Annotated in this window: 30 protein-coding genes and 1 pseudogene; 14 read left to right on the top strand and 17 right to left on the bottom strand. The window is 73.6% G+C overall.

Going from position 1 to position 25,995, the window contains the following annotated elements; genetic code table 11:
* Positions 1–804, bottom strand: a complete 804-nt coding sequence (locus DQ239_RS14575) for an SDR family oxidoreductase (RefSeq protein WP_113835147.1) — start codon at positions 802–804, stop codon at positions 1–3.
* A 107-nt stretch (positions 805–911) separates the two neighbouring features.
* On the opposite strand from DQ239_RS14575, the gene DQ239_RS14570 reads away from it, so the two are divergent.
* Both DQ239_RS14570 and DQ239_RS14565 read left to right on the top strand, forming a co-directional pair.
* On the top strand, positions 912–1,427 hold the full coding sequence (locus DQ239_RS14570; RefSeq protein ID WP_113835146.1) for a DinB family protein: 516 nt from the start codon (positions 912–914) through the stop codon (positions 1,425–1,427).
* 85 nt (positions 1,428–1,512) lie between these two features.
* Positions 1,513–2,466, top strand: coding sequence for a trypsin-like peptidase domain-containing protein (locus tag DQ239_RS14565; RefSeq protein WP_113835145.1), 954 nt, complete (start codon positions 1,513–1,515; stop codon positions 2,464–2,466).
* Positions 2,467–2,481: 15 nt separating this feature from the next.
* On the opposite strand, the gene DQ239_RS20395 is transcribed toward DQ239_RS14565, so the two are convergent.
* Both DQ239_RS20395 and DQ239_RS14555 read right to left on the bottom strand, forming a co-directional pair.
* Positions 2,482–3,435 carry a hypothetical protein gene (locus DQ239_RS20395; protein WP_158544844.1) on the bottom strand — a complete coding sequence of 318 codons (954 nt, stop codon included), beginning with the start codon at positions 3,433–3,435 and terminating at the stop codon, positions 2,482–2,484.
* A gap of 76 nt (positions 3,436–3,511) precedes the next feature.
* A complete protein-coding gene (locus tag DQ239_RS14555) occupies positions 3,512–3,931 on the bottom strand; it encodes an ArsI/CadI family heavy metal resistance metalloenzyme (protein WP_113835144.1) in 420 nt (139 codons plus the stop codon).
* Between the two features lie 115 nt (positions 3,932–4,046).
* Between DQ239_RS14555 and DQ239_RS14550 the strand changes: the two genes are divergently transcribed.
* Positions 4,047–4,394 carry a metalloregulator ArsR/SmtB family transcription factor gene (locus DQ239_RS14550; protein ID WP_113835220.1) on the top strand — a complete coding sequence of 116 codons (348 nt, stop codon included), beginning with the start codon at positions 4,047–4,049 and terminating at the stop codon, positions 4,392–4,394.
* Between the two features lie 5 nt (positions 4,395–4,399).
* On the opposite strand, the gene DQ239_RS14545 is transcribed toward DQ239_RS14550, so the two are convergent.
* The 3 genes from DQ239_RS14545 to DQ239_RS14535 are packed head-to-tail and all read right to left on the bottom strand — an operon-like array spanning position 4,400 to position 6,073.
* Positions 4,400–4,939 (bottom strand): DUF4334 domain-containing protein, encoded by a 540-nt coding sequence (locus DQ239_RS14545; RefSeq protein WP_113835143.1) that lies wholly within the window; start codon positions 4,937–4,939, stop codon positions 4,400–4,402.
* Complete coding sequence (locus tag DQ239_RS14540; protein ID WP_113835142.1) at positions 4,936–5,145, bottom strand: DUF4177 domain-containing protein; 210 nt, start codon at positions 5,143–5,145, stop codon at positions 4,936–4,938. Before DQ239_RS14540 ends, DQ239_RS14545 begins: the two co-directional genes overlap by 4 nt.
* Before the next feature lie 58 nt (positions 5,146–5,203).
* On the bottom strand, positions 5,204–6,073 hold the full coding sequence (locus tag DQ239_RS14535; protein WP_113835141.1) for a lysophospholipid acyltransferase family protein: 870 nt from the start codon (positions 6,071–6,073) through the stop codon (positions 5,204–5,206).
* A gap of 248 nt (positions 6,074–6,321) precedes the next feature.
* Here DQ239_RS14535 and DQ239_RS20390 point away from each other — a divergent pair, with 248 nt between their 5' ends.
* Both DQ239_RS20390 and DQ239_RS20665 read left to right on the top strand, forming a co-directional pair.
* Positions 6,322–6,486: a hypothetical protein gene (locus DQ239_RS20390; protein WP_158544843.1), complete on the top strand. Its 165-nt coding sequence runs from the start codon at positions 6,322–6,324 to the stop codon at positions 6,484–6,486.
* Between the two features lie 129 nt (positions 6,487–6,615).
* Positions 6,616–6,786 carry a hypothetical protein gene (locus tag DQ239_RS20665; RefSeq protein ID WP_199583030.1) on the top strand — a complete coding sequence of 57 codons (171 nt, stop codon included), beginning with the start codon at positions 6,616–6,618 and terminating at the stop codon, positions 6,784–6,786.
* Between the two features lie 6 nt (positions 6,787–6,792).
* Here the strand turns inward: DQ239_RS20665 and DQ239_RS14530 are convergent, their stop codons facing one another.
* Genes DQ239_RS14530 through glnT form a run of 5 tightly spaced genes read right to left on the bottom strand, consistent with a single transcriptional unit; the run spans position 6,793 to position 12,317 of the window.
* Positions 6,793–7,977: an FAD-binding oxidoreductase gene (locus DQ239_RS14530; RefSeq protein ID WP_113835140.1), complete on the bottom strand. Its 1,185-nt coding sequence runs from the start codon at positions 7,975–7,977 to the stop codon at positions 6,793–6,795.
* On the bottom strand, positions 7,974–9,275 hold the full coding sequence (locus tag DQ239_RS14525; protein WP_113835139.1) for an FMN-binding glutamate synthase family protein: 1,302 nt from the start codon (positions 9,273–9,275) through the stop codon (positions 7,974–7,976). Before DQ239_RS14525 ends, DQ239_RS14530 begins: the two co-directional genes overlap by 4 nt.
* A 12-nt stretch (positions 9,276–9,287) precedes the next feature.
* On the bottom strand, positions 9,288–10,022 hold the full coding sequence (locus tag DQ239_RS14520) for a glutamate synthase (RefSeq protein WP_113835138.1): 735 nt from the start codon (positions 10,020–10,022) through the stop codon (positions 9,288–9,290).
* Entirely contained in the window at positions 10,010–10,903 is an 894-nt protein-coding gene (locus tag DQ239_RS14515) for a glutamine amidotransferase (RefSeq protein ID WP_113835137.1), read from the bottom strand. Before DQ239_RS14515 ends, DQ239_RS14520 begins: the two co-directional genes overlap by 13 nt.
* A gap of 28 nt (positions 10,904–10,931) precedes the next feature.
* Positions 10,932–12,317, bottom strand: coding sequence for a type III glutamate--ammonia ligase (glnT, locus tag DQ239_RS14510; RefSeq protein WP_233489246.1), 1,386 nt, complete (start codon positions 12,315–12,317; stop codon positions 10,932–10,934).
* A gap of 221 nt (positions 12,318–12,538) precedes the next feature.
* Here glnT and DQ239_RS14505 point away from each other — a divergent pair, with 221 nt between their 5' ends.
* The 3 genes from DQ239_RS14505 to DQ239_RS14495 all read left to right on the top strand — a co-directional run bounded on the left by DQ239_RS14505 (position 12,539) and on the right by DQ239_RS14495 (position 14,950).
* Positions 12,539–14,125 carry an HNH endonuclease signature motif containing protein gene (locus tag DQ239_RS14505; protein WP_113835136.1) on the top strand — a complete coding sequence of 529 codons (1,587 nt, stop codon included), beginning with the start codon at positions 12,539–12,541 and terminating at the stop codon, positions 14,123–14,125.
* 91 nt (positions 14,126–14,216) lie between these two features.
* Complete coding sequence (locus DQ239_RS14500) at positions 14,217–14,489, top strand: hypothetical protein (RefSeq protein ID WP_147252132.1); 273 nt, start codon at positions 14,217–14,219, stop codon at positions 14,487–14,489.
* 272 nt (positions 14,490–14,761) lie between these two features.
* Positions 14,762–14,950, top strand: a complete 189-nt coding sequence (locus tag DQ239_RS14495) for a hypothetical protein (RefSeq protein ID WP_147252131.1) — start codon at positions 14,762–14,764, stop codon at positions 14,948–14,950.
* A 51-nt stretch (positions 14,951–15,001) separates the two neighbouring features.
* On the opposite strand, the gene DQ239_RS14490 is transcribed toward DQ239_RS14495, so the two are convergent.
* The gene (locus DQ239_RS14490; RefSeq protein ID WP_113835133.1) at positions 15,002–15,670 is read right to left on the bottom strand and encodes an HAD-IA family hydrolase; all 669 of its coding nucleotides are present in this window, start codon (positions 15,668–15,670) and stop codon (positions 15,002–15,004) included.
* Positions 15,671–16,054: 384 nt separating this feature from the next.
* Between DQ239_RS14490 and DQ239_RS14485 the strand changes: the two genes are divergently transcribed.
* The gene (locus DQ239_RS14485) at positions 16,055–16,282 is read left to right on the top strand and encodes a hypothetical protein (protein WP_113835132.1); all 228 of its coding nucleotides are present in this window, start codon (positions 16,055–16,057) and stop codon (positions 16,280–16,282) included.
* 419 nt (positions 16,283–16,701) lie between these two features.
* Here the strand turns inward: DQ239_RS14485 and DQ239_RS14480 are convergent, their stop codons facing one another.
* The 4 genes from DQ239_RS14480 to DQ239_RS14465 are packed head-to-tail and all read right to left on the bottom strand — an operon-like array spanning position 16,702 to position 19,518.
* Positions 16,702–17,673: a DUF3445 domain-containing protein gene (locus tag DQ239_RS14480; protein ID WP_113835131.1), complete on the bottom strand. Its 972-nt coding sequence runs from the start codon at positions 17,671–17,673 to the stop codon at positions 16,702–16,704.
* Positions 17,670–18,644, bottom strand: coding sequence for a PDR/VanB family oxidoreductase (locus DQ239_RS14475; protein WP_233489243.1), 975 nt, complete (start codon positions 18,642–18,644; stop codon positions 17,670–17,672). Before DQ239_RS14475 ends, DQ239_RS14480 begins: the two co-directional genes overlap by 4 nt.
* On the bottom strand, positions 18,641–19,153 hold the full coding sequence (locus DQ239_RS14470; RefSeq protein WP_113835130.1) for a dimethylamine monooxygenase subunit DmmA family protein: 513 nt from the start codon (positions 19,151–19,153) through the stop codon (positions 18,641–18,643). The genes DQ239_RS14475 and DQ239_RS14470 overlap by 4 nt, the downstream gene beginning before the upstream one ends.
* Before the next feature lie 5 nt (positions 19,154–19,158).
* Positions 19,159–19,518 carry a DUF861 domain-containing protein gene (locus DQ239_RS14465; RefSeq protein WP_113835129.1) on the bottom strand — a complete coding sequence of 120 codons (360 nt, stop codon included), beginning with the start codon at positions 19,516–19,518 and terminating at the stop codon, positions 19,159–19,161.
* A gap of 139 nt (positions 19,519–19,657) precedes the next feature.
* On the opposite strand from DQ239_RS14465, the gene DQ239_RS14460 reads away from it, so the two are divergent.
* Positions 19,658–20,269, top strand: a complete 612-nt coding sequence (locus DQ239_RS14460; RefSeq protein ID WP_113835128.1) for an XRE family transcriptional regulator — start codon at positions 19,658–19,660, stop codon at positions 20,267–20,269.
* 66 nt (positions 20,270–20,335) lie between these two features.
* Here the strand turns inward: DQ239_RS14460 and DQ239_RS14455 are convergent.
* Positions 20,336–21,630 (bottom strand): annotated as a pseudogene (locus DQ239_RS14455) (ammonium transporter).
* A 204-nt stretch (positions 21,631–21,834) separates the two neighbouring features.
* Between DQ239_RS14455 and DQ239_RS14450 the strand changes: the two are divergent.
* From DQ239_RS14450 to DQ239_RS14435, 4 genes are read left to right on the top strand one after another with little or no spacing between them, the layout of a single operon-like run.
* Entirely contained in the window at positions 21,835–23,295 is a 1,461-nt protein-coding gene (locus DQ239_RS14450; protein WP_113835127.1) for a serine hydrolase domain-containing protein, read from the top strand.
* Positions 23,296–23,305: 10 nt separating this feature from the next.
* The gene (locus DQ239_RS14445; protein WP_113835217.1) at positions 23,306–24,124 is read left to right on the top strand and encodes an SDR family NAD(P)-dependent oxidoreductase; all 819 of its coding nucleotides are present in this window, start codon (positions 23,306–23,308) and stop codon (positions 24,122–24,124) included.
* Complete coding sequence (locus tag DQ239_RS14440; protein WP_113835126.1) at positions 24,121–24,867, top strand: SDR family oxidoreductase; 747 nt, start codon at positions 24,121–24,123, stop codon at positions 24,865–24,867. Before DQ239_RS14445 ends, DQ239_RS14440 begins: the two co-directional genes overlap by 4 nt.
* Positions 24,864–25,994 carry a phosphotransferase family protein gene (locus tag DQ239_RS14435; RefSeq protein WP_233489241.1) on the top strand — a complete coding sequence of 377 codons (1,131 nt, stop codon included), beginning with the start codon at positions 24,864–24,866 and terminating at the stop codon, positions 25,992–25,994. Before DQ239_RS14440 ends, DQ239_RS14435 begins: the two co-directional genes overlap by 4 nt.
* Position 25,995 lies beyond the last annotated feature (1 nt).

Raw genomic sequence — 25,995 nt, 5'->3', positions numbered from 1 at the left:
TCAGCCGCGGCGCCAGTCGTCGCTCTCCAGGTGCGAGCCGGCCATCGGGCCCATCTCGAGCATGCCGCCGTCCACCGGCCAGGACGCGCCGGTGACGTAGCCGGCCGCGGGCGAGGCCAGGAACGCCACGACGGCGGCGACCTCCCGGGCCGAGCCCGGGCGCCGGAGCGGCACGCCCGGCCGCTCGTGGCCGGGCGCGGTCGGGTCCTCGTCCTCCTGGCCGGTCATCGCCGTCGCGATCTCCCCGGGCGCGACGGAGTTGACCGTGATGCCGTGCTCGGCGAGCTCCAGCGCGGCGACCTTGGTGAGCAGCCCGAGGCCGCCCTTGGCCGCGCAGTACGCCGCGGCACCGACCCGGGGGGCGTGCTCGTGGACGCTGGTGATGTTCACGATCCGCCCGCCCCGGCCGGCGGCGACCATCCGGCGGGCCGCCCGTTGGAGGCAGAGGAAGGCGCCGTCGAGGTCGGTGGCCAGCACCTCGCGCCAGGTGGCGAGGTCGAGCTCGAGCAGCGGGGTCCGGTGCCCGGTGCCGGCGTCGTTGACCAGGACGTCGACGCCGCCCAGGGTCTCGGCGAGGTCGTCGACGACATCGGCGGCCTCGGGGAGCCGGGTCAGGTCGAGGTGGCGGACCTCGGCGCGCCGGCCCAGCGCCCGCACCTGCCGGGCGGTCTCCTCCGCGTCCTCCTCGGACCGGTACCAGGTGATGCCGACGTCGCACCCCTGCTCCGCGAGGGCGACGGCGACCGACCGCCCGATGCCCGACTCCGAACCGGTGACGATCGCGACGCGCTGCGAGTCGGCCATGGTGCGACGCTAGGGCGGCCCCGCCCGCGCCGCAGGCCGGCGCCGGAACCCCTCGGAATCGTCGTACCCCCGGCCTAGCGTCGGGCCATCGACGACGGGAGGCAGCCATGACCACGACCACCCTCACCGGCGAACGGGCCGACCTGCTGGAGCTGCTGCGGACGCATCGGCACTTCCTGCGCGTCACCGTCCAGGGGCTCACCGACGAGCAGGCGCGGCAGCGCACGACGGTGAGCGAGCTGACGCTGCGCGGCCTGATCAAGCACGTGGCGCACACCGAGGGGAACTGGGCGCGGTTCGCCGTCGAGGGGCCCTTTGCCGTCGCGCCGCCGCAGGACGAGGCCGGGTACGCGGCCTGGGCGGACGCCTTCCGGCTCCTGCCGGACGAGACGCTGGCGGGCGTGCTGGCCCGCTACGACGAGGTGGCCGCCCGCACCGACGAGCTCGTGGGCACCCTCGACCTGGACGCGTCCTGGCCGCTCCCCGAGGCGCCGTGGTTCGAGCCCGGGGCGCGCCGGTCGGTACGGCGGACCTTCCTGCACATCGCGGTCGAGACCGCGCAGCACTCCGGTCACGCCGACATCCTCCGCGAGTCCCTCGACGGCCAGAAGACCATGGGCTGACCTGTTCGCCCTCGGCGTGATCGCTGTCCCAGGGCCGGGACGAGGCGTTCACTGGTGCGCGTAATCCCGTAATCAGGAGCGTGCCATGACCTCCGAACCCGAGGCGCTCGCGCCGGAGACCGCGCTGGACGCCTACTCCCGCATCGTCACCACGGTCGCCGCCGACCTCACCCCGCACGTGGCCGCCCTCGAGGTGGAAGGCGCCGACGGGCGCTCGGGAGCCGGATCCGCCGTCGTCGTCGACGACGCCGGCCTGCTACTGACCAACGCGCACGTCGTGGCGCGGGCCCGGAGCGGCCGCGCGGTCTTCGCCGACGGCACCGAGATCGGCGTCGACGTCGTCGGGGCCGACCCGCTGTCCGACCTGGCGGTGGTGCGGGCCCGGGGCGCCACGCCGCCGCCGGCCGAGCTCGGGGACGCCGCGTCGCTGCGGGTGGGGCAGCTGGTCGTGGCGGTGGGCAACCCGCTGGGGCTGGCCGGCTCGGTCACCGCCGGCGTGGTCAGCGGACTGGGCCGGTCGCTGCCGACGCGCGACGGGCGGACGGCGCGCGTCGTGGAGGACGTCATCCAGACCGACGCCGCGCTCAACCCGGGCAACTCCGGGGGCGCACTGGCCGACTCCTCCTCGCGCGTGGTCGGCATCAACACCGCCGTCGCCGGGTGGGGCCTGGGCCTCGCGGTGCCGATCAACACCACGAGCCGCCGGATCCTGGCGGCGCTCGTCGCCGACGGCCGCGTCCGCCGTGCCTACCTCGGCGTGGTCAGCACGCCCGCACCCCTGCCCGCCGAGCTCGCCGCCCGGACCGGCCGGCGGCGCGGGCTGCGGATCGTCGACGTCGTCCCCGGCGCGCCGGCCGACCGGTCCGGGCTCCGGCGCGGTGACCTGGTTCTGGAGGCCGGGCGTCGGCCGGTCGCGGACGCGCAGAGCCTCCAGCGGCTGCTGTTCACCGAGGCGATCGGGCAGCCGCTGCCGATGACGGTGTTCCGCAACGGCGCCATGGTGGACGTGATCGCGGTCCCGGGCGAGCTCTCCGGCTGAGCGCGCTCCTCGGCGTCAGTCCCCGCCGAGGGACGCGACGTGCGCGGCGGCGCGGTCCCGCGCCTCCGCCGCGTCGGCCGCCTCCCGCTCGGCGGCCGCGCGCCGGCGTTCCTCGCGCTTGAGCGCGGCGGCGGCGTCGGCCACCTCCCGTTCCGCCTCGGCGAGCTGGTCGGCGAGCTCGTCCACCCGCGCCTGCAGCTCCGACCGGCGGGCGGCGAGCTCCTCGGTCCGCTGCCGCTGCTCCTCGAGGAGGGCGGCGGCCTCGTCCGCGGCGGCGGTGGCCTCCTGCTCCACGGCGCGGGCCTCGGCCAGCTCGCGCCGGCGCTTCTCCTCCGCCGCGCGCCGGCGCTCCTCCTGCTCGCGAGCCCGGCGGTCGGCGGCGGACTCCCCCGCCTGCTTCGCCGGAGCGCGCGTCCGTGCCGGCTTCTCGCTGCGCTCGGTCGTGCGGGTGTGGCGGGGCGCGGGGTGCACCAACCGGAGGTCGGGCTTGGACACCGTCGTCCCCAGGCCGCTGTAGGACATCGGCGAGGTGAGCCGGCCGGTGAGCAGCGCCTGCCCGGCGTCGGGATCGGCCATGGCCGCGCGCAGGGTCTCCTCGACCTGGGTGGCGACCGCCGTGCTCACCGGGTGCCCGCGCCCGGCGGCCAGGCCCCGGGCCTGCCGGGTCAGGGCGGTGACCAGCTGGCGCCGCTGGACGTCGAGGGCGCGCAGCTGGTCCCCGGCCAGGTTTTCCTGGGCCGCGCGCAGCAGGTCACCGAGCTCGACGAGGTCCTCGATCTCCGTGCGGTGCTCGCGGACCAGCAGGTTGCAGGCCCAGGCGGCGGCCGAGGGCTTGGGCAGCGCGCCGATCTCCTTGGCCAGCGCCTTGTCGCCCTCGGCCTTGGCCTCGTCCTGGCGGGTCGTCCGCAGCGCGACGAACTCCTCGGGCGGCACCTCGTACAGCTCGTCGGCCACCTGCTCCAGGTCCACGACGGCACCTCCCCGACTGCGACGAACCCGTGGCGATCAGCGCGTGATCACCACGAGTTCGTAGCACTCGCCGGCGTCAGCAGCAGGCGGGGGCCCGCTCGACCGTCGTCATTCCCTCGAGGTCGGGGTGGGCGTCGGCGGTCACGGTGTAGACCTCCCACGGCTCGCCGCCCGGGCCGGTCACCCACACCTTGTCCTGGACGGCGTAGCAGCAGGTGGTCCCGTCCTCCACGCGCGTGGCCAGCCCCGCCTCGGCGAGCCGGTCCGCGGCCGCGGCGACCAGGTCGGTGGACGCCACCTCGACGCCGAGGTGGTCCATGCGGGTGGGCTCCCCGGCCTCGCCCTCGAGCAGCACCAGCTTCAGCGGCGGCTCGGCGATGGCGAAGTTGGCGTACCCGGGCCGGCGCTTGGTCGGGGCGGTGTCGAAGAGGCGCGAGTAGAAGCCGACGGCGGCCTCCAGGTCGGCGACGCGCAGAGCGAGCTGCACACGGGACATCGGGGATTCCTCCTGGTCAAAACGTATCGACGGTTGTCGATATTCAGACGTTGCAGGTAGCATCGACGGCTGTCAATACGTCATGTCGGAGAGGTCGGAGGGTCCGGTGACGACGATGCGCGCCCTGCCCGTGCTGGAGCAGCCCGCGGCCGAGGCGTGCTGCGCACCGCTGGCCGCCGAGGTCCTGGGCGAGGCCGACGCGGTCACGCTCTCCCGGCAGTTCGCCGCGTTGGCGGATCCGGTGCGCCTGCGGCTCGTGTCCCTCCTCGCCACGGCCGAGGGCGGGTCGGTGTGCGCGTGCGACCTGGTCGAGCCGGTCGGCAAGAGCCAACCGACCGTCTCCCACCACCTCAAGGTCCTCGTCGATGCGGGGCTCGCCACGAGCGAGAAGCGGGGGCGCAACGTCTGGTACGCGGTCGTCCCGGCAGCACTCGAGATGCTCCGGAGCACCCTCGCCCTCTGAGCGGGTCAGCGCTCCCGGGTGAGCAGGAAGAAGAACGGCTCGGGCAGGCCGCGCAGGTCCATGAGCCCGAGCCGGACGTCGTCGGACAGCCGGCGGAACACGTCGACGATCGGCAGCGCGTCGTAGACCATCGCCGCGGTCGGCACGCCCCGGTGCTCGATCGCGCGCAGCCGGGCCCGCGGCTTCGACGTCGTCACCAGCGGTCGGAGCAGCCGGAAGGCGGTCCGGGCCGGCCGGGAGTGCGCCAGGCCGGGGCGGTCGCGGAGCAGCGCCATCGGCACCAGGGCCGGGTCGACCGGACGCGGGCCGGAGCGGGTGCCGAACAGCAGCGGGTGCACCGTCTCGGCGTCGCGGAACTCCTTGCCGTACCAGCCGTAGGCCTCGAGCAGCCCGTCCAGCGGCGACCCGCTGGGCAGGCCGCTCCCCCGCCACCGGCCGAGCATCTCCCCGACCGCCACCGGCGGGGCGGCGTCGAACAGGGCCAGCGCCTCGCCGCGCGGGAGCCCGCCCGCGAGCCGCCCCGGATCCAGGGACTCCGGGCTCACACCAGCGGACGCTCGAAGGTCACCAGCACGCCCTCGACCCCACCCGGGCCGATGCGCCCCTTGACCTCGACCGCGGTGATGGCCTTGAGCTGCCAGCCGTCGGCGGCGCGGTCGTTGAGCACCTTCTCCAGCTTGTCGCCGCTCATCTTCCCGCCGAGCATCCCCTCGCGGATCTCGTCGACCTTGTACTCGAACCGTGCCGCCATGGCCTACCTCCTCGGAGAAGCGCCCAGACTGCCCGGGCCGGCGTCCCGCGTCGAGGGATCAGCCCAGCACCGGCAGGCTCCGCCGGGCGGCCAGCCGGTCCATGCCGGCCTGGATCTCCGCCTCGACCTGGTCGTAGATCTTCTGCACGTAGGCCTCGTCGTCGGCGCGCTCGGGGTCGTCGTCGACCTCGATCGGCTCGAGCAGCTCGGTGCGGATCTTGGCCGGCAGCGGGACGTGCGCCGGCAGGATCTCGACCGCGATCGGGAACGGGAACCCGGCGATGATCGGCAGGTTGGCGCCGCGCAGCGTCTTCTTCAGGCCGAGGAGCCGGTCCAGCCCGTTGGCCAGCCACTTGCCCTCGGACAGCACGAACACCGTGTCGTGCCCGCCGACCGTGGCCACCGGCAGGATCGGGACGCCGGAGCGGATGGCCTGCTTCACGAACCCGCGGCGGCCGGCCAGGGTCGCGACGTCGCGCTTGAACCAGCTGCGCATGGAGTCGACCTCGCCCCCGGGCCAGACGACGACGTCCTCACCCTGGTCGAGCGCCGCGGAGACGCTCGTCCGGTTCGCCGCGATGACGCCGACGGACCGGAAGTAGTCGCCCAGCCCCGGTGCGGCCATGAGGACGTCGTGCGCGGTCCCGTGCAGGAACCGCTTGCCCTCGAAGTGCTTGTGCCAGGCGCTGACCAGGCTCCAGGCGTCCATGGTCAGCGCGGCACCGGAGTGGACGCCGACCACCAGGCAGGTGCGGTCGGGCACCCGCTCCCACCCCTCGACCTCGAGCCGGAAGTAGTACTTCTCCAGCAGGTCGACGAGCGGCTGCTGGAGCCGCATCACCGTCTCGTTGGGCGGGTGCGGCTCCATCGCGGCGCTCACGCGCCAGCTGATGAGTCGCTGGAGCAGGTTCTGCTGGTTCTCGGCCATGCTTGTTCCCTCGCTGCTGAAGGACGACGGCTGTTCCGTGCGGGACAACGGCCACGCGCCCGGATGGTGACGTGGCGTGGGACACAGTGCCTGCTCAGGGCTCCGTCGGCACCTCGGGCGCGGCGTCCGTGGGAGGTGACCGGTCGTCATCCCCGTTCGCGGGTGAGTCGACGGCGCGCCGTGGGTAGTGGAGGCCGCGGGCCCGAGCACCCGGGACCCCAGCACCAGATGCACTCGAGGAGCGATCCGTGGACCACCGGATCGAGGTCTGCTGGAACTGCCCGCCGTGCGAAGTGGGCGGGCGCGACATGCAACGCAACGGGGTCGAACCGAACTGCTGGAACTGCGGCGGGCCGGTCGTCGTCACGGCGCGGCCGACCCTCCGGACCGGAGGCAGCCCGGGCACGCGGTGAGTGCCCGGGGTGCTCCCCCGGTCGGTCCGGCAGCCGGCTTCCCCGGTGGGAACCACCCCGCACGCACACGACCCCCGCACGGTGCCACCCGGGCATAGGCTGGAACTCCCCGCGACCCCTGGAGACCCCGTGCTGCGTCTGCTCGGCTGGCTGCTGGTGATCTGGCTCGCGCTCAGCATCCTGGGCGCGGTCGTCAAGGGGCTGTTCTGGCTGACCGTCCTCGCGCTGCTGCTGGCCGGCGCCACCCTCGCGCTCGGCTGGTCCCGGCGCGGCCGGGAGGAACTGCCCCGCCGCTGGTGAGCGCGGTCAGCGCATCTCCCCCGCTCCGACGTAGGGGAACGGGCTGGTGAGCAGGTGCCCCTCGGCGAACCGGGCGAGCCGGAAGTCCGACTCCGGGACGTCGGGGTCCGAGCTCTTCCCGTCGACCACGAGATCGGCGACCAGCCGGCCGACCGCGGGCGAGATCTTGAAGCCGTGCCCGCTGAACCCGGCCGCGACCACCAGCCCCTCGACCGGCGTCTCGGAGATGACCGGATTGAAGTCCGGCGTCACGTCGTAGCAGCCGGCGTAGGTGCCGCTGACCGAGGCGTGCTCCAGCCCCGGGAAGCGGTGCGAGATCTTGCCGACGGCCATCTCCAGGAAGTCGTCGGTGGCCCGGTTGAGGTAGCCGTCCGGGTCGGCGGGCTCGGGCACCGAGAGGTCGCTGTTGCCGAACAGCAGCTGCCCGCCCCCCTCGGCCCGGATGTACTGCAGCGAGACGAGGTCGGAGAAGACCGGCACCGGGCCGAGGTCGGTGCCCGGGTCGAGGAGCACGATCGCCTCGCGGTGCACCCGGACCGGCAGGTCGATGCCCAGCGGCGCGAGCAGTCCCACCGACCAGGGGCCGGCCGCCACGACGACGGTGCCGGCCGCGACGGTCGAGCCGTCGGCCAGCCGGACCCCCGCCGCCCGGCCGCCCTCGACCAGCACCTCGGTGACCGCCGTCCCCTGCCGGATGCGCACCCCGGCACGGCGGGCGGCGGCGGCGAAGGCCTGGGCGGTCCGGTAGGCGTCGCCGTAGCCGCCGCGGGGTTCCCAGCCGAAGGCGGCGAAGTCGTCGAGGTCGGCCGCCGGCCACAGCCGCGCGACCTCGTCCCGGTCGATCTCGCCGGTCTGCACGCCCAGCGCGCGCTGGTTGGCCAGGCTCGCGCGCAGGGCGTCGACGTTCTCCGGGCCGACGCCGACGACGTAGCCGGTCGGCACGAAGCCGACGTCCTCCCCCAGCAGCTCCTCGGCCTGCTCGAAGACCGCGAGCCCGGCGTTGGCCATGGCCGCCAGGGACGAGACGCCGTAGTGGCAGCGCACCACTCCGCTGGACTTGCCGGTGCCGCCGGAGCCGACGGTGTCGCGCTCGCAGACCAGTACGTCGGTGACGCCGCGCTGCGCGAGCGCCCAGGCGGTGGCCACCCCCTCCAGCCCGCCGCCGACGACGACGACGTCGGCGCTGCTCACAGCGCCTGCCCAGGGATCCACGACGTGCCGGCCAGCGGCACCCGCGCCATGGCGGCCGCCTCGATGGTGAGGGCGACGAGGTCCTCGGGCTCCAGCGAGTGCAGGTGGGCCTTGCCGCAGGCGCGGGCGATGACCTGCGCCTCCATGGTCATGACCCGGATGAAGTTGGCCAGCCGCCGGCCGCCGACGACCGGGTCGAGCCGGTCGGCGAGCTCGGGGTCCTGGGTGGTGATGCCCGCGGGGTCCCGGCCGGCCTGCCAGTCGTCGTAGAACCCGGCCGCCGAGCCGAGCTTCCGGTACTCCTCGTCCAGGTGCGGGGCGTTGTCGCCGAGCGCGACCAGCGCCGCGGTGCCGATGGCCACGGCGTCGGCACCCAGGGCCATGCACTTGGCGAGGTCGGCGCCGTTGCGGACGCCGCCGGAGACGACCAGCTGGACCTTCCGGTGCAGCCCCTCCTCCTGCAGCGCCTGCACCGCCTGGGGCAGCGCGGCCAGTGTCGGGATGCCGACGTGCTCGATGAACACGTCCTGGGTCGCGGCGGTGCCGCCCTGCATGCCGTCGAGGACGATGACGTCGGCGCCGGCCTTGGCCGCGAGCTTGACGTCGAAGTAGGTGCGGCTGGCGCCGATCTTGACGTAGACCGGCTTCTCCCAGTCGGTGATCTCCCGCAGCTCCCGGATCTTGATCTCCAGGTCGTCCGGGCCGGTCCAGTCGGGGTGCCGGCAGGCGCTGCGCTGGTCGACACCCATCGGCAGGGTGCGCATGCCGGCGACCCGCTCGGTGATCTTCTGGCCCAGCAGCATCCCGCCGCCACCGGGCTTGGCGCCCTGGCCGAGCACGATCTCGATGGCGTCGGCCATGCGCAGGTGGTCGGGGTTCATCCCGTAGCGCGACGGCAGGTACTGGTAGACGAGGTGCTTGGACTGGCCGCGCTCCTCCGGCGTCATCCCGCCGTCGCCGGTGGTGGTGCTCGTGCCCACCTCGCTGGCGCCGCGGCCGAGCGCCTCCTTGGCCCGGCCGGAGAGCGCGCCGAAGCTCATCCCGGCGATGGTGACCGGGGTGGAGAGGTGCAGCGGGTAGGTGGCGTTGCGGTCGCCGAGGACGACGTCGGTGTCGCACCGCTCGCGGTAGCCCTCGAGCGGGTAGCGGGACATGCTCGCGCCGAGGAACAGCAGGTCGTCGAAGTGCGGGACGCGGCGCTTGGCCCCGCCGCCGCGGATGTCGTAGATGCCGGTCTCGGCCGCGCGCTGGATGTCGGCGATGGTGGCGCGGTCGAAGGTGGCGGATTCGCGCAGCATGGAGGTCGCTCCTCAGTACGCCGAGGCGTTGTCGACGTGGAAGTTGTAGAGCTGCCGGGCCGAGCCGTAGCGGCGGAAGCCGGCCGGGTCGCACGCCATGCCGGCGGCGGCGAGGAGCTCGGCGAGCTCGGCGAGGTGCTCGCCGCGCATCTCCTTCTCGACGCAGTCGGCACCGAGGGACTTCACCGAGCCTTGCACGTAGATGCGGGCCTCGTAGAGCGAGTCGCCGAGCGCGTCCCCGGCGTCGCCGCAGACGACCAGCCGGCCGGCCTGGCCCATGAACGCGCTCATGTGCCCGACGTCGCCGCCGACGACGATGTCCACGCCCTTCATGGAGATGCCGCACCGCGCGGCGGCCGAGCCCTCCACCACGAGCAGCCCGCCGTGGGCGGTGGCACCGGCGGACTGGCTGGCGTTGCCGCGCACCCGCACCGTGCCGCTCATCATGTTCTCGGCCACCCCGACCCCGGCGTTGCCGTGGACGGTGACGGTGGCGCTCTTGTTCATGCCGGCGCAGTAGTAGCCGACGTGCCCGTCGATCTCCACGGTCACCTCGGCGTCGAGGCCGACGGCGATGCCGTGCCGCCCGTCCGGGTTCGTCACCCGCCAGGACGGCGCCTTCTCCGCGACGTCGGGCGCGTGCAGCGCGCCGTTCAGCTGCCGGACGTCGGCGATCGAGAGATCGACCACCGCCTCCGTCGTGCTGCTGGGCTCCTGCACGTCCAACGGCGTGCTCAGCGCTGCCATGCGTAGACCTCCTCCGGCTCGGGTTCGAAGATGCGGGCGCGCTCGACGCCGGGCAGGCCGGCGAGGGCGCGGTACTCGGACGCCATCGCGACCCACTCCGGGGTCTCGGCGACGACGGCGGGCTTGCAGGCGATGGCGTCGCGGACGATCGCGAAGCTGTCCTTGGTGGAGACCAGCAGCGTGTAGAAGCCGTCGAACCGCTCGCAGAGCAGCTTCAGCGACTTCTCCAGGTCGTAGCCGGCGGCGAGCTGGGCGGCGACGAAGCGGGCGCCGACCTCGGAGTCGTTGTCGGAGTCGAAGACGGCGCCGCCGGCTGCGAGCTCGCGTCGGATCGTCGCGTGGTTGGCGAACGAGCCGTTGTGCACGAGGCACTGGTCGGTGCCGACGGAGAACGGGTGGCAGTGCGCCGGGGTGACGGCGGACTCGGTGGCCATCCGGGTGTGCGCCACCCCCTGCCAGCCCTGCGCCTGCGCCAGCCCGAACTCGGCGGCCAGCAGCTGCGGGTGGCCGACGCCCTTGAGGACGGCGACCTCCTCGCCCGAGCCGATGACCAGGAGCTCCGGCAGCGCGGTGCGGACCGCATCCACGAGCGTGTCGACGTCGACCGGTGCGTGGACGACCAGCGTCTGGCCGGCGTCGACGACCGCGACGTCGGGGACGCGCTCGCGCAGCGCCGTCGCCACCTGGTCGGGCGTCGCCGTCCCGGGGAGGAGGGAGACCGAGGCGTGCCCGGGCGGTGACCAGCGGGGGTCGCCGTAGACGGCGACGCCGGCGGAGTCGGGGCCGCGCTCGGTGACCTGGCACAGCATCCCGGTCAGCAGCTCGCCGAGCCGGGGGTACAGGGAGGGCTCCCGAAGGTGGAGCCCGACGATCCCGCACATGGGTGGGTGGATTCCTTTCGACTAGGGGTCAGAACGCGGTCACGTAGCGGTCGACCTCCCAGGAGGAGACCTGGCCGTGCCATTCGAAGAACTCGTCGCGCTTGAGGCCGGCGAAGTACTGGCACACACCGGGACCGGCGGCGTCGAGCGCACCGGTGACGACCGGGTCGGCCTCGAGCTGCTCGACGGCGTGCAGGAGGGTCGGCGGCAGCGGCTCGCTGCGGGTCGCGCCCGGGTCGCCGGGGTCGAGGTTGCGGCGGATGCCGTCGAGGCCCGCGGCGAGCGCGGCGGCCGCGGCGAGGTAGGGGTTGGCCGAGCCGTCACCGCCGCGCAGCTCGACCCGGTTGCCGTCGGGGATGCGCAGCAGGTGGGTGCGGTCGTTGCCGCCGTAGGTCGCCTGGCGCGGGGACCAGGTGGCGCCCGAGCGGGTGGAGGTGGCGCCGGTGCGCTTGTACGAGTTGACCGTCGGCGCGAGCACCGCCTGAAGCCCGCAGGCGTGGTCGAGCAGGCCGGCGACGAAGGAGTAGGCCAGGGGGCTCAGGCCCAGACCGCGGGCGTCGTCGGCGTCCGGGAAGGCCGGGGCGCCGTCGCGCCACAGGGACAGGTGCATGTGCAGGCCGCTGCCGGTGCGGTCGGTGAACGGCTTGGGCATGAAGGTCGCGGTCATGCCGCGCTCCTCGGCCATGACCGAGAGCAGGTACCGGAGGGTGACGACGCGGTCGGCGGTGGTCAGGGCGTCGGCGTAGGCGAAGTTCTGCTCGAACTGCCCGTTGCCGTCCTCGTGGTCGTTGGCGTAGTTGCCCCAACCGAGGGAGTTGATCGCCTTGGAGACGGCGGTGAGGTGCTCGTACATGCGGGTGAGGCCGCGGGCGTCGTAGCAGGGGCGCTCGGCGGTGTCCTTCGCGTCCGCCGGGCGGAGGGCGCCGTCGGGGCCGCGCTCGACGAGGAAGTACTCGACCTCGGCGCCGACCTTGAGCTCCAGGCCCAGCTCGGCGGCCCGGGCGAGCTGCTCGCGGAGGATGACCCGCGGGGCGTAGGGCCACGGCGCGCCCTGGACGTGCGGATCGCAGTGCACGATCGCGAGGCCTGGTCGCAGGAACGGCACCGGCATGTAGGACGACGGGTCGGGGATGGCCATGAGGTCGGGGTCGCGCGGCTCCTGGCCCATCGCGCCGACTGCGTAGCCCGCGAAGCCGACGCCGTCGGTCTGCAGCTCCTCGACCGCCTCGATCGGGACGAGCTTGGCGCACGGCTTGCCGGTGAGGTCGACGAAGAGGGCGAGGACGAACTCGATGCCGTCGGCGCGGGCTCTGGTCGCCAGGTCGGGCGTGGGCCGGTCCGCGGCGTCGAGCGGCACGCGGGGCAGCTGCTCGGGGACCGGCGGGGCGTCGGGACGGGCGGCGGTGAGCGACACGGGGACCTCCGGAGTAGCTGTTCACTGACGTGAACCTCTGTCGCCTGCGAGTAGACGCGGCTCCCGTTTCGCCGGCGTTACCGCGGCGCGGAGTTCGTGTTGCCTCTCGTCCCGCGCGGCGTTCGCCGGGTTGGCTCCGACGTCCGGCACTGCCCCTTGTTCCTGGCTCCACGAGCCGTTGACCAGCCAAAACTGTCGTACCCCGGCGCTAGCTTCGTGGTGTGTCGGGAAGCGGTGGCGTCGGGGTCGCGGTCACGGTGGTGCCCACCCGCCTGACCCGCGCGATCGCCGAGGAGGTCGACGACGGGTTCCGCTTCCGGCCGGTCCGGCTCGGTGACCTGGTGGACGTCGGCCGGCTGACCGCGGCGGAGAAGACGCGGGAGCTGCAGCGCGTCGTCCGGGCCGAGAGCGCGCTGGCCGCCTACAAGGCGCAGCTGGTGGTCGCCCTGGCCGACGACCGCTCCGACGCTGCCGACCGGCGCCACGGTCTGCCGGGGGCCGCCGCACCGGAGTGGGCGCGCGACGGGGCGGACGACCCGCTGCCCGGGGTGAGCGAGTTCTTCCCCGACGAGCTGGCGCTGGTGCTCAACTGCGCGCGCACCGGCGCGACGGTGCTGGCCGAGCACTCCCACACGCTCGTCGAGAAGCTGCCGGCCGCCTGGGCCGCACTGGCGGACGGGCTGATCGACCGGCCGCGCGCGCGTGCCTTCGCCGCGGAGCTCGGCTGGCCGGCGCGGAACACCGACCCCCGCCTGGTCGCCGAGGTGGAAGCCGCAGGCTTGCTCGTGGCCGCCGAGATGTCGGTGAGGCGGTTGCGGAAGTTCCTCCGCCGCGAACTGATCCGCCGCGACCCGTCCGCCAGCGAGCGCCGCCGCAAGGGGGCCGCGCGCTCCGCGGACGTCACGGTGCACGGGTGCGAGGATGGCATGGCCGAGGTGCGCATCTTCCTGCCGGCGCCCGAGGCGGCGGCCATCAAGGCTGCCGCCGACGCGCGAGCGCGTGCTGCCAAGCTCGCTGGTGACCTGCGCCCGCTCGGCATGCTGCGCGCCGCCTTCGTGGCCGACGCCGTGCTGCGGCCCGGGGGTCGTGGGGAGTCCACGGTCAGTGCGCACGTCACGGTCATCGCGCCGCTGCCGACGCTGGCCGGGCCCGGCTGCGACCACGCGGCGGAGGTGCTGCCGGCGGGCGCGCTGCCCACTCCCGTCGAGCCCGGCGAGGTGGACGGCCACCCGATCACCGCCGGCCAGCTCCGTGACCTGCTCACCCAGCTCGACTCCCTCTGCCCCGGTGGGCTGCAGGCGCCGACCGGTGGAACCCTCGGCATCGCGCTCGTGGACCCGGCGACCGGGGCCCTGCGCGCCACGGTCACCCGACCCGAGCTGGAGCGGCTGGTCCGCCGCGGGTGCCGGGCACATCCCGACGGCGACTGCGGGTGCCCGGTGCTCGGTCGACCGGCGCGGGTCGACCGCTACCGCCACAGCCCGGCGCAGGAACGCTTCGTCCGGACCCGCGACCGCACGTGCCGGCATCCCGGCTGCAGCGGCCGGGCTGCCTGGGCCGACCTCGACCACGTCACCGCGCACGACGATGGCGGCCCGACCGACTGCGGGAACCTCTGCTGCCTGTGCCGCCGACACCACCGGCTCAAGACCCACGCCCGCGGCTGGCGCTACTCGATGACCACCGACGGCGTGCTCACGGTGACCACCCCCGGCGGCGTCACCCGCACCACCCGCCCACCCGGCTGGCGGGTGCACGCGGACGAACCACCCCATCGCGCAACGCTCGAGGACCCGCCCCCGTTTTGACGGAGCGGGTCGTGTCACCGGGTCGGAGCGTCGTGAGCGGTGGTGGAAGCGTCACTGGTCAGGTTGTCGACCGATCCGCATGCTCGTGCGCATGGACCCTGTTTCGGTCTGCGCCCGACCGGTTCTTCGCCGCGACGCGCAGGCTCTCATCGGCGTGCTCGCGACCCTGGAAGCTCTGGCGATGGTGTCCCAATTGGACGCCGATCTCGTGGATCGACTGTCCCGACGTTTCGCCTCGCTGGGGCTGATGGCCGAGGGCGGGACGGAACGGGAGTTTCGGCAGGCACTCGCCGACCTGAACCAACGCATGCGGTACGCGCTCGGCGAGTACGACGATCCGCCGCAGTCGCTGCCCGTGCCGTAGACCTGCTTCCACGGCGGGCGCCGCTAGGGCCGTGCGGTGTCAGGTTCTGTACGGTCACTCCGGCTGACCGGACGAGGTTGTTGCTCACGAGCCCTGCCCTTCCGGTGCGGGTGCATTGGGGGTCATGGCTAGCAGCGTCCACACCAGGGCGGGAGGAAGAAGCAGGGCGTCCGTGGCACCCGGGTCGCTCACGGCCCGTGTCGGAACACCGGAGCGCGTGAACATGCGACATGCCACGGTGCGGCTCCGAGTCCACCCGTACGTTGGCGATCATGAAGCCGATGCCTGCTCGCCTCGCTGCGCTTGTGGTCATCGGCGTGACCGCCGGCTTGTTCATCCTGTACCAGGGCCTCGCTTCCGAAGGACGCGATCGGGCGGTCTCCTTGTTCTTCGGATGTCTCGCGCTCGTCGGCGTTTCTGTCATGGTCTGGGGCTGGTGGCGCGGGCCTGGTCGCCGCTAGCGGATGTCCCAGAGCGGTCCGCTTTCGAACGGAGCACTCCCGGTCTGGGCATCAGCCCTGCAGGATCGACAGGAGTTCGGTGAGGTCGTGGGCGGTGTGGGTTGGCGCAGGTCCCGCAGGGAGCGGGCGTCCGGACCGGTTGATCCACGCTGATCTGATGCCCAGCGCCTCGGCGCCGGCTACGTCGGCTGTGAGCGAGTCGCCCACATGGAGCACATCACTTGTCGTCACGCCGAGTGCCTTCAAGGCGAGTTCGAAGGGCTCCGGCCGGGGCTTGTAGGCCCGTGCGTCCTCGCTCGTGACGACGGCGGCGACCTCGACATCGAGGTGTCCCATGGCAGCGTGGAGGTCGTCGCGATCGATGTTGGACACCAGGCAGATAGGTACGCCGACCCGGTGCAGGAAAGCGAGGCCGTCCGAGAAGATCGGAGGTCGCCGCCAGAACTCGAACTGGGCTGCACACAGCCGATCAGCGTCAGCGGCCACCTCGAAGTGCCGCAAGGTCGCGGCGAGTGTGTCTCTGCTCAAGTCGGCTTGCAGACGGAAAGCCTCACCGTGTGACTCCTCCGTGGCCTGCCTGAAGAGTCGCCACCACAGCTCAGCCACCACGGGCGTCGAGACCCGAGCCCATTTGCCGATTCGCTCGCAGATGGGCCCGAGCACCGCATTGTCTTCGTGTACCAGGGTCCCGTAGACGTCCAGCAGGACCGCTCGGTACACGGCGGCAGGCTAGCGCCCCCCCGAGCCGGAAACACTCCCGTATCGAGCCGAAGTACCAGGCGCAGGTGGCGCCCTTGGGGCGAGCCAACGCCTGTCTCTGAGCGGCTCACTGAGGGCGGAACTGTGGTCTCCGCGAGGCAACTCAGAGCCAAGGAGCCCGCGTGCGAAGGTCAGCCGCATGCAGGGCCTCCCGGCCGAACCGGCGTCATGATCACGAAGGGTTTCACCCTTATGGGCCGTTCTCGCAAGCTCGCTGCGACACATCGAGCAGAGGTTGGGCTTCGGGTAGTGGACGGCCACCAAGCGGGGCTGGGGCCGCGCTGGCGTCACGGCGTCGGAACGCTCGCACCGGGACGGTTGGAGTTCCGAGGGACGATCGGCGGGGTGCGCTTCCTCCGACGTGCACCCATCACCATCGACGTCCTGACCATCAACCGCGACGCACCCCGGACGACGGGACTGCGTGAGGCTTGGTCTGTCATGCCAGGCATCCAGGTCGTCCGGCTCATCACCCCCACGGCCACACTGGAGTGGGGAGTGCCGGCCGCGCAGATCGACTGGGCCATTGAGGAGCTCCTGCCTTCCGGGGATGCCGCCAGCGGGCGTCATTGAAAGCCTCCTTCGGGGCGGGCCGGCCCAGCTGCCCCCTGAGCGGCCCACTCAGCGACAGCTACTCCGCGGCGCGGGAGCCCCGCCGAGTGACACCTCCGTGCAACGCCGCCCAGGCTCCGCCATCTTCTGTGCATGACCCGACGGAGAGATCAACTGTCGCTGGCAGGGGAGATCGCGTGGTTGCTCGTCTCGACAACTGCGCTGCTCATCGCGGCACTGAAGGACTCGAGCTACTGGCGGCTCCTCTGGCTGACGATGCTCGTCGTCAATACCGCCGTGGTCGGCTACCGGATCAGACGGATGTCTCGGCAGCTGCGAGCGGGACCGTCTCGCGCCCAGCCCGGGGCGATTCCCTGAAGCCCCCGTCAGGGCGAGACGCGCAGTAGAGCAGCCCCGATCCATCAGCCTCGTGCGCCCGATCAGCCCGCGGTGAGCCAGTCGACCGCGGCGGCGCGGAAGCGGGTCAGGCCCTTGTAGTCGGCCATGTCGTCGGGCAGCTCGGCGAGGACGGCACCGAATCGCTGCCGCCACTCCGGCACGGTCGCCAGCTCGCGCAGCGACAGCAGATGGGTCCGCACCAGGAAGCAGATGGCGTTCGAGACGCCGAGCCGGATCAGGTGCTGCACCTCCACCCGCAGGTGCAGCCGGTCGGGCAGCGCCGGGTCGCCTACCACCAGCCGCCGGTCGCGGCCCCACTCCGCGTAGGTCTCCGTCGAGGTGTCCAGCCGCCGGTCGACCGTCATCGTCCAGTTGGTCCGCCGGTACTCCTCCCCCGGCTGCAGCCGCATGAGGAACCGCTCCGCCCGCTGCACCACCCCGGCCTCGTGCACCCGCGGCACCGGCCCGTGCACCTCCAGGAACCGCATGCCGACGTCGAAGCCCATCGACCAGTCGGCCGCGAACGTCACCAGCCCGGCGTCGGCCCACAGCGCGCCCTCGCGCTGGTCGAGCAGCACCACGTCGTCCTGGATCTGGCTGCCGAGGAACGCCAGCGGGCCCTCCGGCAGCGAGTCGTCGTCGCCCACCGTGAAGGTCCGCGCGGTGCCCAGCAGGTCGTTGCGCCACGTCCACCGGTCGCCGTCCCGCTCCAGAGACGTCTCGCCGGGGCACGCAGCGGCCAGCTCGGGCAGCAGCGTGGTCAGCGCGTCCCACGACGCCACCCGCATGTGCGGCAGCTCCTGGCAGCGGGTCGGGTCGGCGGCCAGCACCGCGGCACGCTCCGCCAGTTCCACGGCGTAGTCGTCGTCCACGTCCAGCACCCCGGCGCCCCAACCGCCGGCCGCCGTCGTCACCGGCGTCCGCGCGGGCTCGACGTTGGTCAAGTACCGGTAGCTGTCGGTGGCGAAGGGGAACGGGAAGCGGGCCACCCGGGCGGAGAGTGCAGTGGTCACAGGTCCAGCTCCAGCTCGTCGTCGACGCTGCGGGAGACGCAGCACATGACCGCGTCGCCGGCGGCGCGCTCGGTCTCGGACAGGTACAGGTCGCGGTGCAGCGGCCGGCCGCTGCGCACCGGCACGCGGCACTCGCCGCAGACGCCCTGCCGGCACAGGTTGGGCACCGCGACGCCAGCCTGCTCGAGCGCCGTCAGCAGGCTGGTGCCCGACGGCACCGGCACCCGACTGCCCGACCGGGCCAGCACAGCGGTGAACGGCTCCCCCGCATCCAGGTCGGCGGAGAACCGCTCGGCGTGCACCCGCTCCCCCGGCCAGCCGAGCTCCGCGGCGGTCTCCTCGACGAAGCCGATCAGCGGCGTCGGCCCGCACACGTACACGTGGGTGCCCAGCGGCCGGTCGGCCAGCGCCGCCCGCACCGCCGCCAGCATCTCCGGCGTCGACGTGTACGCGGTCAGCCGGTCGCCGCACAGCCCGCGCAGCTCGTCCAGGTGCGCGCCCGCACCCGGCCGGTGCCTGTAGAGCAGCTCGAACGAGCGCCGCCACCGCACCGCAGCGCGGGCGTGCGACAGCATCGGCGTGATCCCGATGCCGCCGGCGACGAGCAGGTGGTGCCGCGCCGTCGACACCGGCGCGAACGCGCTCCGCGGCCGCGAGGCGCTGACGATGTCGCCCACCGCGAGGCGGTGCACGAACGCCGAGCCGCCCTCCCCGTCCGGGCAGAGCAGCACCGACACCCGGTACTCCTCGCACGGCGAGCCGTCACCGGTCAGCGAGTAGGCGTTGCGCCGGTCGCCGCAGTCGAGGACGACGTGGCTCCCGGGCGGGTGGGCAGGCAGCAGCCCACCCCCGGGACGGCGCAGCACGAGGGTGCGAGTGCCCGGCACCTCGTCGACGACCCCCGCGACCTCGAGCACGAGCCGGCCGTCGTCGGCGCGCAGCGCGCCCGGCGCCGTCAGCGTCGCGGTCACGCCACCTCCTCGGCGTCGGCCATGAAACCCAGGTACGCACCGGCGCGGCGCGAGACGTGCGCGTAGACGTGCAGCCGGCGAGCGCAGCCCTCGCACGGGGTCTCCCCCGCCACGGGCGCCGTCGTGGTCGTCGTGGCGCGGCAGTGCGGGCAGTACACCCGCTTGCGGTCGGTGCTCGTCACCGCGCAGCGGATCTCCGCGTCCAGCACCCCGGCCCGCAGCGCCACGGCGCGGGCGGCCAGCACGTCGTCCTCCGGTCCGGCCAGCATCAGCCGCCACCCCACCCGCGCCCCGGCGATCCGGGCGGTGAGGACGGCGAGCACCGACTCGTCCGCGTCGTCGGCAGCCAGCACCTCGACCGGACGGCCGGCCGGGACGTCGGCGGCCCACGCGGCGGTGATCGCGCACCCCCGGGCACCGAAGCCGACCAGCAGCACGGTGCGGGCCGACGGGTCGGGTGCCGGCCACTCGCTGCCCCAGCGCGGCACGCTGGTGTGCTCTGCGCCCACCGCGGTCAGGGGGCGAACGAGCGGTGGCCGGTGTAGAAACCCAGCGCCCGGTCCGGTGTCTCGAAGCGGATCCGCGAGCCCTTCGGGAAGAACAGCACGTCTTTCGGCCCGGCCACGACCTGCTGGCCGCTGTCGAGGTCGGTCAGGTGGAACTCGCCCTCGACGACGACCTTCATCTCGTCGTAGGTGTACTCGTAGTCCAGCGGCGCGCCGGCGAACAGCTCGAAGAAGCCGCCGCAGATCCCGGCCCCGCCGGGGTTGGCGAGGGCGTCGCCGATGAAGGCGCGGGTGCCCGGGTCCTCCATCCGCGGGAGGTCGCGGAAGGCTCCGCTGACGTGTCCGATACGGGTCGCGCTGGTGGTCATGTCCGCTCTCCAGGTCGTCCACTGGTGGTGGACAGACGGTAAGGACGGTGGACCCCCGGACGGGTTACCCGGCCGTTACGTTCTCGCGGCATCGCCGTTCGCAGCGCCTCACCGCACCTATGCTCGCCCCGTGGAGGCCATGCCGGAGCCCGACAGCACCCCCCGGGAGGAGACCCCGAGCGGTCATCTCGAGGACGTCATCGCGATGCGCGTCCGCGAGCTGCGGCTTGCCAAAGGCATCTCGCTGGCCGAGCTGGCGCGGCTGACCGGCATGAGCAAGGCGATGCTGTCGAAGATCGAGAACGCGCAGACCTCGTGCAGCCTGTCCAGCCTCGCCCGCCTGGCCGAGGCGCTCGCCGTCCCCGTCACCGCGCTCTTCCGCGGCCTGGACGCCGAGCGCGAGGCCGTGCACACCCCCGCCGGCCACGGCGCGCAGATCGCGCGGCGGGGCAGCAACGTCGGCCACCTCTACCAGCTGCTCGGGGCGCTGCGCGGCGAGCACAAGCGGCTCGAGCCGCTGCTGGTCACCCTCACCGAGGCCAGCGAGGTCTTCCCGCTGTTCCAGCACCCGGGCACCGAGTTCCTGTACATGCTCGACGGCGTGATGGTCTACGGGCACGGGCAGGCGCGCTACGAGATGCGCCCGGGCGACTCGCTGGTCTTCGACGGGGAGGGTTCGCACGGCCCGGCCGAGCTGGTCGAGCTGCCGATCCGCTTCCTCGCCGTCACCGCCTACGCCCACCTGGCCTGACGCAGGCCGCGCACGACAGGAGGGGCCGGCACCCTGCGGTGCCGGCCCCTCGTCGTCCCACGTCGCTCAGGGAGTCGGTCGGTTCTCCCCGGCCGACGAGGCCACCAGCCGCTCGGCCGAGGCGATGACCGCCTGCGGCGTCGGGGCGGTGCCCGGCGTGTGCACCGTCCCCTCGAGGTCGTAGGCGGCCTCCGCGTGCTGGTCCAGGTCGATGCCCTTCGCCTCCGCCTCCGGCGACAGGCGCAGCCCCAGCGTCTTGTGCACCGCCAGCGCGATGACCAGCGTGACGACGAAGCCGTAGCCGATCACCGCGGCGGCAGCCACCGCCTGCACGCCGAGCAGCTCGAGACCGCCGCCGTAGAACAGGCCGTCACGGCCGCTGGGCGCCGCAGCGGTTCCGAAGAGCCCGACGAGCAGGGTGCCGACGATGCCGCCGACCAGGTGGACGCCGACGACGTCGAGGGAGTCGTCGTAGCCGAAGCGGTACTTCAGCGAGATCGCCAGCGGGCAGATCGCGCCGGCGATGGCCCCACGGCGAGGGCGCCGAGCGGGCTCACCGCGCCACAGGCGGGGGTGATGGCGACCAGGCCCGCGATGGCGCCGGACATCCCGCCCAGCGTCGTGGCGTGTCCGTCGCGCAGCTTCTCGACGACCAGCCAGGCGAGGATCGCCGCGCAGGTGGCGTTGAAGGTGTTGAGCATGACCACCGAGGCGCTGTTGCCCGCGGCCAGCGCGGAGCCGCCGTTGAAGCCGAACCAGCCGAACCACAGGATGCCCGCGCCCAGCGCCACCAGCGGCAGGTTGGTGGGCCGGGCCTGGCGCGGCCAGCCGGTCCGCTTGCCGACGACGAGGACCAGGGCGAGCGCGCCGATGCCCGCGTTGATGTGCACCGCGGTGCCACCGGCGAAGTCGACCGCCGCGAGCCGGTTGGCGATCCAGCCCCCGGTGACGCTGCCGTCGGCGGAGTCGAACGCGAACACCCAGTGCGCGATCGGGAAGTAGACCAGCGCCGCCCAGAGCCCGGCGAACAGCAGCCACGGGCCGAAGCGCACCCGGTCGGAGACGGCCCCGGCGATGAGCGCGGTGGTGATCACCGCGAACAGCGCCTGGAACACCGCGACCAGCGCCGGTGGCAGCGCCGCCTCCTCGTCGCCGGCGACCAGCGAGCCGAGGCCGGCGTACTCGGTGACGTCCCCGAGCAGCCCGACGCCGCCGTAGGAGTCGCCGAAGACGGCGGAGAAGCCGAACAGGGTCCACAGCACGCCCACGACCGCGACGGCGCCGAACACCATCATGATCATGTTGAGGATGCCGCGGGAGGAGACCATGCCGCCGTAGAACAGCGCGAGGCCGGGGATCATGAGCGCGACGGCCATCGTCGCGGCGAGGATGAATGCAGTGCTGCCGACGTCCACGGGAGCCCTTCGTCTACTGAGAGTGGTCGCTGTCCTGCGGCAGTAGACGCATCCTCTGTTGCCCCGGCTGTCCATCCGCGTGACGTTCAGGTGACATCGGCCCGCCCCCGGCGCGTCGGTGGCATCCGGCCCGCGTGCCACGCTCGCTCCGTGACGACCGACCCCACCGCGACCATCCGGAACGCCACTCCCTACCTGCGCACGTGGCTGGAGACGCAGGCGGCGCACCGGCGGGTGCCCGGCGTGCAGGTGGCCGTCCGCTCGGCCGGCGAGCTGGTGCTCTCCGCCGCGGTCGGGGTCGCCGACGCCGGCACCGGTGCCCCGCTCACCCCCGCGCACCTCTTCCACGTCGCGTCGCACTCCAAGACGTTCACCGCCACCGCCGTCCTGCAGCTGGTGGACGCCGGCCGGATGCGGCTCGACGACCCGATCGGCAGCTACGTGCCGGAGCTCGCGGACGCCGGCTCGCCGGTCGCGCGGGTGCCGGTGCGCGAGCTGCTGGGCCACCAGTCCGGCGTCACCCGCGACGGCGCGCACGCCGACTTCTGGCAGCTGGAGACCGCGTTCCCCGACCGCGCGGCGCTGCTCGCCGAGGTGCGCGACGGCGGGGTCGTGCACGCCCGCAACGAGCACTTCAAGTACTCGAACGTCGGCTTCGCGCTGCTCGGGCTGGCCGTCGAGTCGGTCACCGGCACCCCGTTCGCCGAGCACGTCCGCACCGCCGTCCTCGATCCGCTCGGCCTGACCCGCACCGGCGCCGACCACGACCCTGCGCGAGCGGACGAGTACGCCGCCGGCCACACCGGGCTGCTGCCCGGCGAGCAGACCCGCCTGGTCCTCGGGCACCGCGGCACGGGCGCGTACGCACCGGCCACCGGGTTCTGGTCCACGGCCGAGGAGCTCAGCGCGTTCGCCGAGGCGGCGCTGGTCCTGGGCGACGGACGGCTGCTCTCCGACGACGCCCGGCGGCTGATGCAGCGGCTCGAGTCGGTGGTCACCGCCTACGGCACCGAGATCGGGCGCTACGGGCTGGGCGTGGAGCTCAGCACCGTGGGCGAGCGCCAGCTGGTCGGGCACAGCGGCGGCTGGCCCGGCCACCTCACCCTGACCGTCGCCGACCCGGCGGCCGGACTGGTCGTCAGCGTGCTGACCAACGCGATCGACGGCCCCGCCCAGGAGCTCGCGCACGGCCTCGTGAAGCTGGTCGACGTCGCGCTCTCGCCCCGCGCCGTCGTGCCGCCCCCGCCGGCGGACGCCCCGCCGCTGCACACGTTCACCGGCCGGTTCGCCGGCCTGTGGGGCATGGTCGACGTCGTCGAGCTCGGCGGGCGGCTGGTGCTGGTCCGCCCCACGGCGCCGGACCCGCTGCTGGGCATCGAGGAGCTGCAGGTCGTCGACGACCGCACGCTGCGCGTCGCCGCCCAGCCCGGCTTCGGTGCCGCCGGCGAGGACGTGCACCTGGAGCGGGACGCCGACGGCGCCGTGGCCTCCGTCCGGCTGGCCGGGGTGACGCTGCGGCCGATGGCCGACTTCCTGCGCCGGCGCGGAGCCACGGCCCGCGGACCGGAGGCCGACCTCCCCGGTGCGGGGACCAGCGGGAACGCTCCCTAGCGTGTCCGCCATGGACGACGACGCACGACCCGGCCCGCGCCGGGTGCTGGTGACCGGTGGCGCCTCCGGGCTGGGGGCCGCGCTCGCGGAGCGGTTCGCCGCCCGCGGGGACCGCGTACTGGTGACCGACCTGGCGCCCGACGCCACGGTGCCCGCCGGCGCGGTGTACCAGCGCCTCGACATCACCTCCCCGGAGGACTGGGCCGCCGCCCTCGACCGGGTGCGCACGGACCTCGGCGGGCTGGACGTGCTGGTGAACAACGCCGGCATCGCCGCCGGCGGGCGGATCGACAGGCTGGGCGCCGACCACTGGCGCCGGGTGCTGGACGTCAACGTCCTCGGCGCGGTGACCGGCTGCCGGACCTTCGTCCCGCTGTTCAAGGAGCAGGGCGCGGGCCGGATCGTCAACGTCGCGTCGGCGGCCGGGCTGGTGCACCCGCCGGCGATGACCTCCTACGACGCCGGCAAGGCCGCCGTCGTCGCGCTGTCCGAGAGCCTGCGCTGGGAACTGGCCCCGTGGGGCATCGGCGTCTCGGTCGTCTGCCCGTCGTTCTTCCGCACCAACCTCGCCGCCTCCCTCGGCGGCGACGACCCGATGATGGAGACGGTCGCCACCCGGCTCATCGAGGGCTCGAAGCTCGGCGCGGAGCAGATCGCCGAGCGGGTGGTGCGCGCCGTCGACGCCGGGCGCTTCCTCGTCCTCCCCGACCGCAACGCGCGGATCGCCTACTGGACCAAGCGGCTCGCCCGGCCGCTCTACGACCGGCAGATGCTGCGCATGGGCGCCCGCATCCACGGCGCCGAGCAGCAGGACGGGGTGTCCGCGTGAGCCGCGGCGTCGTCCTGATCACCGGCGCCAGCGCCGGCCTCGGCGAGGAGATGGCCCGCCAGTTCGCCGACCTGGGGTACGACCTCGCCCTGTGCGCCCGGCGCACCGACCGGCTGGACGCCCTGGCCGCCGAGATCACCGCGCGCACCGGCCGCCGGGTCGAGACCGCGGCGCTCGACGTCACCGACCCCGACGCCGTCCCTGCGGTGTTCGGCCGGTTCGCCGACTCCTTCGGCACCATCGACCGGGTCGTCGTCAACGCCGGCATCGGCAAGGGTGCCGCCCTGGGCACCGGGCGCGCGGACGCGAACCGGGCCACGGCCATGACCAACTTCGTCGGCGCCCTGGCCCAGACCGAGGCGGCGCTGGAGATCTTCCGGCGCCAGCAGCGCGGCCACCTGGTGCTGATCTCCTCGATGTCGGCCCTGCGCGGCATGCGCAAGGCGATGACCACCTACGCCGCGACCAAGGCCGGCGTCGCGGCGCTCGCCGAGGGGCTGCGCTCCGAGCGCATCCCCGGCCTGGACGTGTCGGTGGTCTACCCCGGCTACATCCGGTCGGAGATGAACGCGCACGTCGAGCAGAAGGTGCGCTTCATGGTCGACACCCCGACCGGCGTGCGCAGCATGGTCGCGGCCATCGAGAAGCGCCGTCCCAAGGCCTACGTCCCGGCCTGGCCGTGGGTGCCGATCGGCGCCCTCATGCGCGTGCTGCCGCTGTCGGTCGTCCGGAAGCTGACGTGACGGCGCCGGACTCCGGGGGCGCCCGGGACGTCCGGTCCGAGGACGCCTTCGACGTCGCGGCGATGGCCGGCTGGCTGGCCGCGCACGCGCGGGACGCCGGAGTGGACCTGACCGCCGTGCCCGAGGTGCGGCAGTTCTCCGGCGGCGTCTCCAACCTGACCTACCTGCTGCGCTACCCCGACGGCGACCTGATCCTGCGGCGGCCGCCGAAGGGCACCCACGCCGGGAGCGCGCACGACATGGCGCGCGAGCACCGCATCCAGACCGAGCTCGGCCGGGTCCTCCCCTACGTGCCCCGCACCGTCGCGCTGTGCACGGACGCCGGCGTCATCGGCACGCCGTTCTACGTGATGCAGCGGCTGGTCGGCCCCATCCCGCGCACGGAGCTGCCGCCCGGGGTGGAGCTGGACCGCGACCAGGTCGCCGCGCTGTGCCGCAACGTGCTGGACCTGCTCGTCGGGCTGCACCAGGTGGACCTCGCGGGCACCGGCCTGGCCGACCTCGGCAAGGGGCCGGGCTACGTCCGCCGCCAGGTCGAGGGCTGGTCGCAGCGCTACCGGCGCGCCCGCACCTGGAACGTCGGCACGTTCGGGTCGGTGATGGCGTGGCTGGAGGAGAACCAGCCCGCCGACCGGCCGCACACCCTGGTGCACAACGACTTCCGCTTCGACAACGTCGTCCTCGACCCGGCCGACCCCACCCGCCCGGTCGGTCTGCTGGACTGGGAGCTGGCCACCGTCGGTGATCCGCTGATGGACCTCGCCGGCGCGCTCGGTTACTGGGTGCAGGCCGACGACGGCCGGCTCATGCAGGCGTTCCGCAGGCAGCCGACGCACCTGCCCGGGATGCTCACCCGCGAGCAGGTGGTCGCCTACTACTGCGCGCGGACCGGCACGTCGGTGACCGCTCGAGAGTGGGCCTGGTACGAGGTGTTCGGGCTGTTCCGGGTGGCCGTCATCGCCCAGCAGGTCTACGCCCGCTACCTGGCGAAGCAGACGACGAACCGGCAGTTCCGGCTGTTCGGCGTCGCCGTCGTCGTCCTGGAGCTGCGCTGCCGCCGGATCATCGCGCGGACCCGGCGGATGAGCCCGGAGCGCGCCGCCGCACCGGTCGGCAGCGGCGCCTGAG

Origin of the sequence: Blastococcus sp. TF02-09 (assembly GCF_003319105.1) — a bacterium.
In the GTDB taxonomy this organism is placed as follows: Bacteria; Actinomycetota; Actinomycetes; order Mycobacteriales; family Geodermatophilaceae; genus Blastococcus.
The sequence above is the reverse complement of the archived record's forward strand: the minus strand, read 5'-3'. Positions and strand labels throughout refer to the sequence as shown.